This window comes from Mangrovimicrobium sediminis, assembly GCF_004745945.1.
Lineage (GTDB): Bacteria > Pseudomonadota > Gammaproteobacteria > Pseudomonadales > Halieaceae > Mangrovimicrobium > Mangrovimicrobium sediminis.
Map to the genome: position 1 here is coordinate 75,468 of NZ_SRLE01000017.1, position 11,886 is coordinate 87,353.

An 11,886-nucleotide genomic window follows, 5' to 3' on the forward strand; every position below is an offset into this window, starting at 1 on the left:
CCCCCTTACAGGGAGCGGGCGACCTCCTTCACTTCGTACACTTCGATCAGGTCGCCGACCTTCACGTCGTTGTAGTTCTTCACGCCGATACCGCACTCCATGCCGTTGCGCACTTCGCTGGCATCGTCCTTGAAGCGGCGCAGGGATTCCAGCTCGCCCTCGTAGACCACCACGTTGTCGCGCAGCACGCGGATCGGGCGCGAGCGGTACACGGTACCCTCGGTGACCATACAGCCGGCGATGTCGCCGAACTTCGGCGAGCGGAAGACGTCGCGCACTTCGGCGATACCGAGGATTTCCTCGCGCATCTCCGGCGCCAGCATGCCGGACAGGGCCGACTTGACGTCGTCGATCAGGTCGTAGATCACGTTGTAGTAACGCAGGTCCACGCCCTCGTTCTCGATCAGCTTGCGCGCGGCGTTGTCGGCACGCACGTTGAAACCGAAGACCACGGCACCGGCGGTAATCGCCAGGTTGACGTCTGTCTCGGCGATACCGCCGACACCGCTGGAGACGATGTTGACCTGCACCTCGTCGTTGCCGAGGTCGAGCAGTGCAGACTGTATCGCTTCCAGCGAACCGCGCACATCGGCCTTGACCACCACGTTGAGCGTCTTCTTCTCGCCCGCGGCCATGCTCTCGAACATGTTGTCCAGCTTGGCGGCCTGCTGCCGCGCCAGCTTGGTATCGCGGCTCTTCTCCTGGCGGAAATCGGCGATGTCGCGCGCGCGCTTCTCGCTCTCCACCGCGGCGAAGGGGTCGCCGGCGTCGGGCGTGCCGTCGAGGCCGAGGATCTCTACCGGGATGGAGGGGCCGGCCTCTTCGATCGGCTGGCCGTTCTCGTCGAGCATGGCGCGCACACGGCCGTACTGCAGGCCGGCGAGCACGATGTCGCCGCGGCGCAGGGTACCGGTCTGCACCAGCAGCGAGGCCACCGGGCCGCGGCCCTTGTCCAGGCGCGATTCCAGCACGATACCCTGGGCGGGCACATCGCGCGGCGCCTGCAATTCGAGCAGTTCGGACTGCAGCAGCACCGCTTCCAGCAGCGCGTCGACGCCTTCGCCGGTGTGCGCGGAAACCGGGATGAACTGGGTATCACCGCCCCACTCTTCAGGGATGACTTCCTTGGCGGACAATTCGTTCTTGACGCGGTCCGGATCGGCGCCTTCCTTGTCCATCTTGTTGATGGCGACGATCAGCGGCACGCCGGCGGCGCGCGCGTGCTGCACCGCTTCCTCGGTCTGCGGCATGACGCCGTCGTCCGCGGCCACCACCAGGATCACGATGTCGGTACTCTTGGCACCGCGGGCGCGCATCGCGGTAAACGCCGCGTGGCCGGGGGTGTCCAGGAAGGAGATCATGCCGTGGTCGGTCTGTACGTGGTACGCGCCGATGTGCTGGGTAATACCGCCGGCCTCGCCCGAGGCGACATGGCTCTTGCGGATGTAGTCCAGCAGCGAGGTCTTGCCGTGGTCGACGTGACCCATCACCGTCACTACCGGGGCGCGCGGCTCCGGGGTGCCTTCGCCGGTGTGCGCGGCGAGGGATTCCTCGAGGCTCTCTTCCAGCGCGTCGGCGCTGACCAGCCGCGGCCGGTGGCCCAGTTCCTCGACCACCAGGGTCGCGGTGTCCTGGTCCAGGATCTGGTTGATGGTCGCCATGACGCCGAGCTTCATCAGCTCCTTGATCACCACGCTGGCCTTCACCGCCATCTGCTGGGACAGGTCGCCCACAGAGATAGCTTCAGGCAGCTCTACCTCGATCACCTTGCGTTCTGTCGGCATCTCGAATCCGTGTCGGGTGTGCTCTTCATGGGTGGCGCGCATCTTCTTGCGACCGCCGCGACGGCGTGAGTAGCCGGTCTCGGCGCGGTCCAGGTCGGACAGCGACAGGTTGTGGCCGCGGTGCTTGCCACGACCCAGCGGTTCGGCGCGGTCGAGTCGACCGTGCTTCTTGCGCTTCGGCGAGCTGTCATCGGCGGCGCCGGCCGGGGGCGCATCGTGCAGGCGCTTGGGCCGCTTGATGGTTTCCTTGGCCTTGTCGACCTTGTCGGTGCGCTCTTCGGCCTGGGAGCGCTTGCGCTCCTCCTCTTCGCGCTTGCGCGCCTCCATGGCGGCCTTGCGCGCGGCGGCCTCTTCCTCTTCCTGCTTCTTGCGGCGCGCGGCGGCGCGCTGGCGCAGGATTTCCGGGTCCATGTCGGCGGGGTCTTCGACGACTTCCGGCTCGGGTTCAGGCACGAACTCGGGCTCCGGCGCCACCTCGGCGACCACCGGCTCCTCGACCACCGGCTCGGGTGCGGCAGCCTCTGCCTCGACAGCCGGGGCAACCGCGACCTCCTCGGCCTCGGTCTCAAGCGCCACGTCGTCGGCCTGCGCCTCGCCTTCCAATGCGGCGGGATCGCGCTTGACGTAGGTGCGCTTCTTGCGCACTTCCACGTTGACGGTTTTCTTGCCCTGCGAACCCGAGGTCTTCAGCGTGCTGATGGTCTTGCGCTTCAGGGTGATGCGCTTGGGCTGTTCGGTGGACTCACCGTGACTGCGCTTGAGGTAGGCGAGCAGCGTCTGCTTGTCCTCGTCAGATACGGCTTCTCCCGCGCTGGTGTGGGGCAGCCCCGCCTCTTTCATCTGCGTGAGCAGACGTTCGGCGGATGCACCCACGACTTCTGCGAGTTGCCGTACTGTCACTTGCGCCATGCTATGTTCTCCTGGATCCCTGTTCCCGTTCGTCTGCCTCACCGCAGCTGGCTCAGTTGCCGGCCTCGGCAAACCAGGGTTCGCGCGCGGTCATGATCAGTTGTCCGGCGCGTTCTTCAGTCATGTCTTCGATATCGATGAGGTCCTCGATGCTCTGCTCGGCGAGGTCCTCCATGGTCACGATGCCGCGGCTGGCCAGCAGGAAGGCCAGGTGGCGGTCCATGCCTTCCATATTGAGCAGGTCATCGGCGGGCTCGTTAGCGCCCAGCTGCTCCTCGGAGGCGATGGCCTGGGTGAGCAGGGCGTCCTTGGCGCGGGCGCGCAGCTCCTCGGCGATATCCTCGTCGAAGCCCTCGATCGCGGTCATCTCCTCCAGCGGCACATAGGCCACTTCCTCGAGGGTAGTGAAGCCCTCTTCCACCAGGATCTCGGCGACCTCTTCGTCCACGTCCAGCTGCTCGCAGAATACGCCGATGATCTGGCCGGTCTCGGCCTCGTGCTTGGCGGCGGCGTCTTCCAGGCTCATCACGTTGATGGTCCACTGGGTCAGCTCGCTGGCCAGGCGCACGTTCTGGCCGGAGCGGCCGATGGCCTGGGCCAGGTTGTCCTCGGACACGGCGACATCCATGGTGCCGGAGTCTTCATCGACCACGATGGACTCGACTTCCGCCGGCGCCATGGCGTTGATCACCAGCTGCGCCGGGTTGTCGTCCCACAGCACGATGTCCACGCGCTCGTTGTCCAGTTCGTTGGAGACCGCCTGCACGCGCGAGCCGCGCATACCGACACAGGCGCCGACCGGGTCGATGCGCTGGTCGTTGGTCTTCACCGCGATCTTGGCGCGCGAACCCGGGTCGCGGGCGGCGGCGCGGATCTGGATCACGCCCTCGGAAATTTCCGGTACCTCGATCTTGAACAGCTCGATCAGCATTTCCGGGCAGGCGCGGCTGAGGATCAGCTGCGGGCCGCGGGATTCAGTGCTGATTTCCTTGAGAATCGCGCGCACGCGATCGTTGACGCGGAAGGTCTCGCGGCCGACCAGCTCACCGCGCGGCAGCAGGCCCTCGGCGTTGTTGCCCAGGTCCACGATGATGTTGTCGCGGGTGACTTTCTTCACCGAGCCGGCGACCAGTTCGCCGACGCGGTCCATGTACTGTTCCACCACCTGGGCGCGCTCGGCGTCGCGTACGCGCTGCACGATCACCTGCTTGGCGGTCTGTGCGGCGATACGGCCAAAGCCGACGTTCTCCACGACTTCCTCGTAGATGTCGCCGGGCTTCAGGCTTTCGTCTTTCTCGGCGGCTTCCTCGGTGGTGAACTGGGTACCGAGCAGGGCGAGTTCGTCATCGGGCACGACCAGCCAGCGACGCTTGGTGACGTAGTCGCCACTCTTGCGGTCGATGGTCACCTCGATGTCTGAATCCTCTTCGTAGCGTTTCTTGGTCGCCGTCGCCAGGGCGAGTTCGATCGCCTCGAAGATGATGTCCTCGGACACCCCTTTCTCGTTGGAGACCGCTTCCGCTACCAGCAGAATTTCCTTGTTCATCTATCGCCTCGCCAGTTCTCAGGCCGCATCAGGTGCGGGGTCGAATGCGCGCCTTCTCGATCACGCCGTGAGGGAGCAGGTACTCGTGGTCGTCCACCTGGATCACCACGTCACCTTCCTCGATACCTTTCAAAATTCCCCTGAACTTGCGTCGCCCCTCGAAAGGGCTGCGCAGGCGCAGGTCCAGTTCCTCCCCGACATAGGCAGGGTACTGCTCGAGTTTGAACAGCAATCGGTCCATGCCCGGCGAGGACACCTCCAGGGTGTACTCCCCCGGGATGGGGTCTTCCACGTCGAGCAGGCCGCTGGCCTGCTCGCTGACCGCCGCGCAGTCGTCGACGGAAATACCGTTTTCGGCGTCGATAAAGATGCGCAGCACGCTGTGCTTGCCCTGGGACAGGAACTCAACGCCCCACAGCTCATAGCCCATCGCCTCGACGGTGGGCTCAAGCAACTGCTGAATCTGCTGCGCCTTGCTCGACACGCCGACACGAATCTCCAAGTACGAAAAAGCCCCAATAAAGGGGCTTTTCGGTAAACGTCGCTGGTCTTCGGAGCTGGCGACGTAAGTTGGTAGCGGGGGCCGGATTTGAACCGACGACCTTCGGGTTATGAGCCCGACGAGCTACCAGGCTGCTCCACCCCGCATCAAAACTGCCTCGATGTGAAAGCCCCTCGGCAATCACTTCAGGAGCTGGCACTGCCAGACCCCAAATTCGAGGGTGTGCATTATAGGTAGCACCCCCCTGTCGGTCAACCGGGCAAAACCAACTATTTTTGCCCGCGGGCGTGACTTGCGCCCATCGCTTCCCCTAAGGTTACTTTGAAGCGGGTTTTCGCGCGCAATCGGGGCCGCGCAGGCTTTGCTGCGCGGCGCCAGCCGCCGGGAAAATGGGTGTAAACCGGCGGGCATGGCCGCCGCAGCGGAACTCCATGCAGGGACAAGGACAAGGGACAGGAGGCTCGGTTCGAACATTCTCGCATTCACTGGCGGCAGTCCATTTCCGTTGCCGGTCACGCTGGCAGTACTGTGCGCCGACGACGATTACCGCTTCAGTCAGGCGGGCAGGCGGGTGCGGCGAGAAGCGCAGCACCCGGCGCCCCCCGATGCTTTCCTGAAGAATGACCGCCCCGATTAGCCTTGCCGCGAGGACGGCCACCAGCGGATTCCTGCCCGAGCTCGAGGGTATGCGTGCGCTGGCGGTACTCGCCGTGCTCCTGTTCCACCTCGGTGTGACGGGCATCCCGGGGGGCTACCTGGGCGTCGACCTGTTCTTCGTAATTTCCGGCTTTATCATCAGCCGCAACCTGATCCACGACATCCGCGGCGACGGCCTGGGCCTCGGCAAGTTTTACCTGCGCCGCTTCCGGCGCATCGTGCCCGCCCTGGCAGTGACCATCCTGTGCACGCTGGCCGCGGGCTGGTACCTGCTGCCGCCGGCCCAGCTGGCGGACACCTCACTCGCCGCAGCCTACAGCCTGCTCTCCGTGGGCAACTTTCATTTCTGGATGGACGCTGGCTATTTCGCGCCAGCGGCGCAGTCGCAGCCGTTGCTGCACACCTGGTCCCTGGGCGTGGAGGAGCAGTTTTACCTGTTCTGGCCGGCCCTGTTGCTGCTCTTCCGGCGCCATATGTTGTGGCTGGTAGGGGTGCTGCTGGCGGCCTCCGCCACACTGTCGCTGGCCATGCCCGCAGAGCAGGCGCACTCGGTGTTCTACATGCTGCCGTTCCGGGTCCACCAATTCATGGCCGGGGCGCTGGTGGCGCTGCTGGTACTGCGCGTACCCTGGGGCGTGGGCGCGGCCATCAGTCTCGCCGCCACCTGTGCCTTCCTCGCGCTGTCCGCCGCGTGCGACGAGGCCAGCGACCCGGCGGCCACCGCCCTCTCGGCGAGCGCTGTGGGCCTGCTGCTGGTCGCCAGCCAGGGTAACCGCCTGTCCCGCGCCATCTACGCCAACCGGGTCATGCTGTGGATCGGCCGGCGCTCCTACGCGCTGTACCTGGTGCACTGGCCGATCATCGTGTACTACCAGTACAGCCGGAATTTCGTTGCGCCCGACGGCGGTGAGCAACTGACGCTGGCCGCGGTCACGCTTGTCGCGGGCGCCGTATTGCACGAACTTGTCGAGAAACCGTTTCGCTATTCCAGCGCACGCAGCGGCGCTTGGCAGCAGCTGGCTGCGCCAGTGACCGCGTGCCTGGTGGTCGCTGGCGTGGCGCTGGCAATGGTCTGGTGGCGAGGCGACGGTTATCCCTCACGCTATGCGTCGCAGTACGGGAATGTCGAACTCGCCGCTCTCCAGGGGCGCAGGGAGCGGCGCGAGGCTATCCGCACCGGGCGCTGCAACCTGAAAGAGGATACTGACTTCGAGGACTACGACCGCGGCCATTGCGCCAGCCCGGTGCCCGGTGAACGCAACGTCCTGGTGATAGGCGACAGTCTCGCCGCAGATACCTATGTGATGCTGTCCGTCGCCTACCCAGAGATCCATTTCCTGCAGGCGACAGCGGGCGGCTGCGGCCCGCTGCTGGAACTGGTCGAGCACAAGTACGACAACTGCCAGCGGCTGAATGCCCTGCGCCTGAACGAGTTGGTATTCCAACCACTGGATCTCGTCGTGGTAGCGGCACTCTGGAAGGAACAGAACCTCGAGAACCTGGTCGCGACCCTGGCCCACCTGCAAACCTCCGGCAACGCGATCGCCGTCTTCGGACCGCGCATCACCTTCCCGGCAAAGGTACCTATCCTGCTTAACGGCGCACGCGACGAACCCGACCCCAACCGCGCAGTCGCCGCCTCGGCGGACCGCCACCCCGAACTGCTGCAGGCCATGCGGGAGGCACTGCCTGTCGACGTGCCGGTGATCGACATCGCCTCGATCCAGTGCCCGGCGCACTGTGACGTCATCCTCGGTGGCGAACTGCTGTATATCGACCACCACCACTTCTCCCCCGAGGGCGCCCGCCTGATGGCGCAGCGCCTGCGCGCCAGCCTCGACCTCTCTGCCCTGATGCGGCCACCCGCCGGGCAGCGCAATTGAACCGCGCTCTGGGCCTCATGCAGCCCGCGCCCGGGTAGTAAAAATGTGCACAATCTCCCGGAATGAGGTGGTGAAAGCCCCGCATCGACAGGCGCGCTGCTAGAATCAGGACCATTTCGTACCAATTCCGGGAAAGCCAGAAATGATGTTGATCCACCCCCTGCGCACGACCCTCGCCACCGCGACGGCCCTGCTGGCCCTGGCGAGCGTCAGTGTGGGCGCTGCTGTGGAGCCAGCCCGGCCCATGGACGTGCAGCCCATCGACGATACCGAGGTGCAGACGCGCTGCCAGGGCTATGCGCTCGGCACCGGGAGCTACCCCGAAGATGCAGACCAGGCCTACCGCTGGTGCCGGGAGTCGGCCGAGCGCGGCATCCCGCGCGGCCAGGCCTTCCTCGGTTCGCTGTACTACGATGGCACGGGAGTCATGGCCGACACTGGCCAGGCCATCTACTGGTTCACCCTGGCCGCCAACCAGGACGATGCCGACGCCATCCGCAATCTCGGGGTGATCTACCTCATGGGCAAAGGGGTCCCGCAAAACACGCGGACGGCATTTCGCTACCTGTCGCGGGCGGCGGAGCTCGGCGACCAGAATGCCCTTTCCACGATGGAGTTGTTCAAGCCGCCACAGCCCGAGGCACCGTCCGAGAACGAGATCCAGGCCATGCTCGAGCAGCACGGCGTGGCCAAATTCCAGCCGGTGTACCCGGAGCACGCCCTGCAGGCGGGTATCGAGGGTTTCGTGGAGTTGGAGTACTGCGTCGACCGCGACGGCCGGACGACCCATTTCAACATCATCCGCTCGGTGCCCGCCGGCGTGTTCGACGCCGCAGCCATCGATGCGGCGAAGCAGTTCCGCTATCGCGTCGAGTTACAGGACGGCGTCCCGGTGGAGCGCCACGGCGTCGGCCACCGGTTCAGTTTCGAACTCGAGTAAGCCCGGGCGCATCATTTCCAACCAAAAAGGGCTCTGACCCCTCCCCTGGGGTCAGAGCCCTTTTTGGGTGAAATTGATGGGCGCAGAATGCACAAAGCCCGGCGTGTGCCGGGCTTTGCAGGTGTTGGTGCCGAAGGCGGGACTTGAACCCGCACGAGCATAGCTCACTACCCCCTCAAGATAGCGTGTCTACCAATTCCACCACTTCGGCGTGGGACTCAGTTCTCCTCGACGACCGGGACGTCCCCGCTGGGGAGGTCGGCGTCGGTGCTGCTGGCGGTGGGGATGTCGCTCTCCACGCTGGGCACTTCCTCGCCCGTCACAGCTGGTGCGGCAGCTTGCTCCTGCGCCGCGGGAATTTCAATACCCAGGTCGTTCACAGTATCCGACTGCTGGGTGGCAAGGACCGCAAGGCCGAAACTGGTGGCGAAAAACACCGCGACCAGCCAGGCGGTCGCCCGGGTCAGCGCGTTGCCGCTGCCGGAGGCGCCGAATAGCGTCTGCGAGGCACCGGCACCAAATGAGGCGCCGATATCTGCGCCCTTGCCCTGCTGCAGCATGATCAGGCCGATAATGCCCAATGCCACGATCAGGTGGACCACCAAAATTATCTGAAGCATTTCCTATCCTGTCCCCCGCGGGGACATCGCAAATTCGTTTACGCCGCCGCAGCGACGATTGCCAGGAAGTCCGCCGCTACCAGGGCGGCACCTCCCACCAGGGCGCCGTCGATGTCCGGCTGGGCGAACAGTTCCGCCGCGTTGCCGGGTTTGACGCTGCCGCCGTACAGCAAGCGCGTCTGTGACGCATCGGCGACACCCACCGCGGCCAGTTCGCCGCGGATGAATCCGTGCATGGCCTGGGCCTGCTCCGGCGTGGCCGTGAGGCCGGTGCCGATCGCCCAGACCGGCTCGTAGGCCACCACCAGGTTCGCGGGAATCTCGATTCCCTGCAGCGCACCGCGTAACTGCCCGGCCACCACCGTCTCGGCGTCACCGGCCTCGCGCTGCTCGCGGGTCTCGCCGACACAGAGGATGGGCTTCAGGCCCGCCTCTACCGCGGCGACCAGCTTGGACGAGATCAGCTCATCGCTCTCGGCGTGGAACGCGCGGCGCTCCGAGTGGCCGAGAATGACCCAGTCACAACCGAGGTCCGCCAGCATGGCGGGGGCGATATCGCCGGTACAGGCACCGCTCTGCAGGTGGCTGCAGTCCTGTGCGCCTACCGCCAGCGCCGAACCATCACAGGCCTCGAGCGCCTGGGCCAGGTGTACGAAGGTCGGACACACCGCCACTTCGGTCGGCCCCTCGGACACGCCATCGAGTAAACCCTGCAACAGTTCCCGCACGCTCTCGCGGCTACCGTGCATTTTCCAGTTACCCGCAACCAGCGGACGACGCATCTTTACCCCCAGGCCGCAAAGCGGCGGCAATCTTACAGAAGAAGGCAGGCCCAGGCAAGGCGCTCACCTCAGGCGAGATGGCGCTCGACATCCGCGGCCAGGCCTTCACACAACTGCCGGACCATACCGGCATCCTCGCCCTCTACCATAACACGCACCACGGGCTCCGTACCCGAGGGACGCAGCAGCACGCGCCCGCGATCACCCAGGGCGGCCTCTACCTTGTCCACGGCAGCGGCGATAGCCGGGCGGGCGTCGAGATCGACGTCGCCGGCCGCGCGCACGTTGATCATGGTTTGCGGAAACTTGGTCATCCCGGCGCGCAACTGCGCCAGCGATTCGCCGGAATCGACAATGGCGCGCAACACCTGCAGGGCGGCGACAATACCGTCGCCCGTCGTGGCCATATCGCTGCAGATGATGTGGCCGGAGGACTCCCCGCCCAGGCGCCAGCCGCGCTCTTCCATCATTTCCTTTACATAGCGGTCGCCGACCCTGGCGCGGGCAAAGTCCAGGCCGGCCTCGCGCAGGGCCAGTTCCAGCCCGAGGTTTGACATCAGCGTGCCGACCACGCCCACTTCCTGGCGGCCCACCGCCAGGCGGTGCCGGGCGATGATGTACAGCAACTCGTCGCCATCCACCACGCTGCCATCGGCGTCCACGAACAGCACCCGGTCGCCGTCGCCGTCGAAGGCGATACCCAGGTCCACCCCGCGCTCGCGCACCAGGGCGGCGAGTGCCGCGGTGTCGGTGGAGCCGACCCCGGCGTTGATGTTGAAACCGTCCGGCTGCACGCCCAGGCTCACCACCTCGGCGCCCAGTTCGGCGAATACGCTGGGGGCGATGTGGTAGGTGGCGCCGTGGGCACAGTCCACGGCGAGGCGCATGCCGCGCAGGCTGAAGCTGTCCGGTACGGTGGATTTGCAGTATTCGATGTAGCGCCCGGCGGCATCCACCAGGCGCGTGACCTTGCCGATCTCGCGCGGGCCAACGGTCACCAGCGGTTCATCCAGCTGGGCCTCGATCGCCAGTTCCATGGCGTCGGGCAGCTTGGTGCCACTGGCGGAGAAAAACTTGATGCCGTTGTCGTCGAACGGGTTGTGCGAGGCACTAATGACGATGCCGGCGTCGGCGGCCAGGGTGCGGGTCATCAGGGCCACCGCCGGCGTCGGCATGGGGCCGAGCAGGCGCACATCGACACCCGCGGCGACCAGGCCCGCCTCCAGGGCGGACTCGAACATATAGCCGGAGACCCGGGTGTCCTTGCCGATGATCACCCGGCTGCGCGCCTTGCCCGCCTGCTGCGAGAACACGCGGCCGCAGGCCCAGCCCAGCTTGAGCATGAAATCCGGGGTGATCGCCCCCTCTCCCACCGTACCGCGGATACCGTCGGTACCGAAAAAGCGTTTCTTCATTATGTCCTATTCCGTTGCTTCTACCGCCGCCAGCATGGCCAGGGCATCGACCGTGGCGGCGACATCGTGGCAGCGCAGGATGCGCGCGCCGCGCTGGGCGGCCAGCAGCGCCAGGGCCAGGCTGGCGGGCAGTCGCTGGTCCACCTCACGGCCGATGAGTTTGCCGATCATCGACTTGCGCGACAAGCCGGCCAGCAGGGGAAAACCCTCCGCGGCCAGCTGCGGCAGGCCACGCAGCAGGGCGAGGTTGTGCTCGACGGTCTTGCCGAAGCCGAAGCCCGGGTCCCACAACAGGCGCTGCGTGTCGATCCCTGCGGCACGACAGGCGTCAGAGCGCTCGCACAGGAACTCGCGCACCTCGGCGACCACGTCGGCGTAGCTTGGAGCATGCTGCATATCGCCGGGTTCCCCGCGCATGTGCATCAGGCACACGGGCAGGCCGGTCGCCGCGGCGGCCTCCAGGGCCCCCTCCCGGCGCAGGGCGCGCACATCGTTGATCAGGCCCGCACCGCGGGCGGCCGCCTCGCGCATCAGCGCCGGTGTACTGGTATCCACGGAGATCACCACGTCCAGGCTGGCGGCGATGCGTTCGACCAGGGGTAACACGCGGTCCATCTCCTGCGCCTCGCTCACCGGCGCGGCACCGGGACGCGTGGATTCGCCGCCAATATCGAGGATCGCCGCACCCTCCTCGACCATGGCCTCGGCACGGCGCAGGGCGCTGTCGAGATCCAGGCGGGCACCGGCATACAGCGCGCCGCCGTCGGAGAAGGAGTCGGGGGTCGTATTGATGATGCCCATCACGCATGGGCGGGAGAGGTCCAACCGACGCCCGGCGCAGTTCAGCG

The 11,886-nt window shown here is 66.0% G+C and carries 9 protein-coding genes and 2 tRNA genes; 2 read left to right on the forward strand and 9 right to left on the reverse strand.

Annotated elements, in window-relative coordinates:
• Window positions 1-5: 5 nt before the first annotated feature.
• The 4 genes from infB to E4634_RS20340 form a co-directional block, all read right to left on the reverse strand.
• A complete protein-coding gene (gene infB, locus E4634_RS20325) occupies window positions 6-2,693 on the reverse strand; it encodes a translation initiation factor IF-2 (RefSeq protein WP_135446517.1) in 2,688 nt (895 codons plus the stop codon).
• 52 nt (window positions 2,694-2,745) lie between these two features.
• A complete protein-coding gene (gene nusA, locus E4634_RS20330; protein WP_135446518.1) occupies window positions 2,746-4,239 on the reverse strand; it encodes a transcription termination factor NusA in 1,494 nt (497 codons plus the stop codon).
• 28 nt (window positions 4,240-4,267) lie between these two features.
• Window positions 4,268-4,723 carry a ribosome maturation factor RimP gene (gene rimP, locus E4634_RS20335; RefSeq protein WP_135446519.1) on the reverse strand — a complete coding sequence of 152 codons (456 nt, stop codon included), beginning with the start codon at window positions 4,721-4,723 and terminating at the stop codon, window positions 4,268-4,270.
• 87 nt (window positions 4,724-4,810) lie between these two features.
• Window positions 4,811-4,887: transfer RNA gene (locus E4634_RS20340), tRNA-Met, on the reverse strand.
• 474 nt (window positions 4,888-5,361) lie between these two features.
• Between E4634_RS20340 and E4634_RS20345 the strand changes: the two genes are divergently transcribed.
• Window positions 5,362-7,281: an acyltransferase family protein gene (locus E4634_RS20345; protein WP_135446520.1), complete on the forward strand. Its 1,920-nt coding sequence runs from the start codon at window positions 5,362-5,364 to the stop codon at window positions 7,279-7,281.
• 142 nt (window positions 7,282-7,423) lie between these two features.
• On the forward strand, window positions 7,424-8,221 hold the full coding sequence (locus E4634_RS20350) for a TonB family protein (protein WP_135446521.1): 798 nt from the start codon (window positions 7,424-7,426) through the stop codon (window positions 8,219-8,221).
• A gap of 125 nt (window positions 8,222-8,346) precedes the next feature.
• On the opposite strand, the gene E4634_RS20355 is transcribed toward E4634_RS20350, so the two are convergent.
• The 5 genes from E4634_RS20355 to folP form a co-directional block, all read right to left on the reverse strand.
• Window positions 8,347-8,432 (reverse strand) — tRNA-Leu (locus E4634_RS20355).
• A gap of 7 nt (window positions 8,433-8,439) precedes the next feature.
• Entirely contained in the window at window positions 8,440-8,841 is a 402-nt protein-coding gene (gene secG / locus E4634_RS20360) for a preprotein translocase subunit SecG (RefSeq protein ID WP_135446522.1), read from the reverse strand.
• A gap of 38 nt (window positions 8,842-8,879) precedes the next feature.
• On the reverse strand, window positions 8,880-9,623 hold the full coding sequence (tpiA, locus tag E4634_RS20365; protein WP_135446523.1) for a triose-phosphate isomerase: 744 nt from the start codon (window positions 9,621-9,623) through the stop codon (window positions 8,880-8,882).
• A 68-nt stretch (window positions 9,624-9,691) separates the two neighbouring features.
• A complete protein-coding gene (gene glmM, locus E4634_RS20370; RefSeq protein ID WP_135446524.1) occupies window positions 9,692-11,038 on the reverse strand; it encodes a phosphoglucosamine mutase in 1,347 nt (448 codons plus the stop codon).
• Window positions 11,039-11,044: 6 nt separating this feature from the next.
• Window positions 11,045-11,839: a dihydropteroate synthase gene (gene folP, locus E4634_RS20375; protein WP_135446570.1), complete on the reverse strand. Its 795-nt coding sequence runs from the start codon at window positions 11,837-11,839 to the stop codon at window positions 11,045-11,047.
• Window positions 11,840-11,886: the final 47 nt, after the last annotated feature.

Bases quoted from the DNA above. Each gene is read 5' to 3' on its own strand.
- secG (WP_135446522.1), bottom strand. From the start codon at position 8,841: ATGCTTCAGATAATTTTGGTGGTCCACCTGATCGTGGCATTGGGCATT.
- tpiA (WP_135446523.1), bottom strand. From the start codon at position 9,623: ATGCGTCGTCCGCTGGTTGCGGGTAACTGGAAAATGCACGGTAGCCGC.
- nusA (WP_135446518.1), bottom strand. From the start codon at position 4,239: ATGAACAAGGAAATTCTGCTGGTAGCGGAAGCGGTCTCCAACGAGAAA.
- infB (WP_135446517.1), bottom strand. From the start codon at position 2,693: ATGGCGCAAGTGACAGTACGGCAACTCGCAGAAGTCGTGGGTGCATCC.
- E4634_RS20345 (WP_135446520.1), top strand. From the start codon at position 5,362: ATGACCGCCCCGATTAGCCTTGCCGCGAGGACGGCCACCAGCGGATTC.
- E4634_RS20350 (WP_135446521.1), top strand. From the start codon at position 7,424: ATGATGTTGATCCACCCCCTGCGCACGACCCTCGCCACCGCGACGGCC.
- glmM (WP_135446524.1), bottom strand. From the start codon at position 11,038: ATGAAGAAACGCTTTTTCGGTACCGACGGTATCCGCGGTACGGTGGGA.
- folP (WP_135446570.1), bottom strand. From the start codon at position 11,839: ATGGGCATCATCAATACGACCCCCGACTCCTTCTCCGACGGCGGCGCG.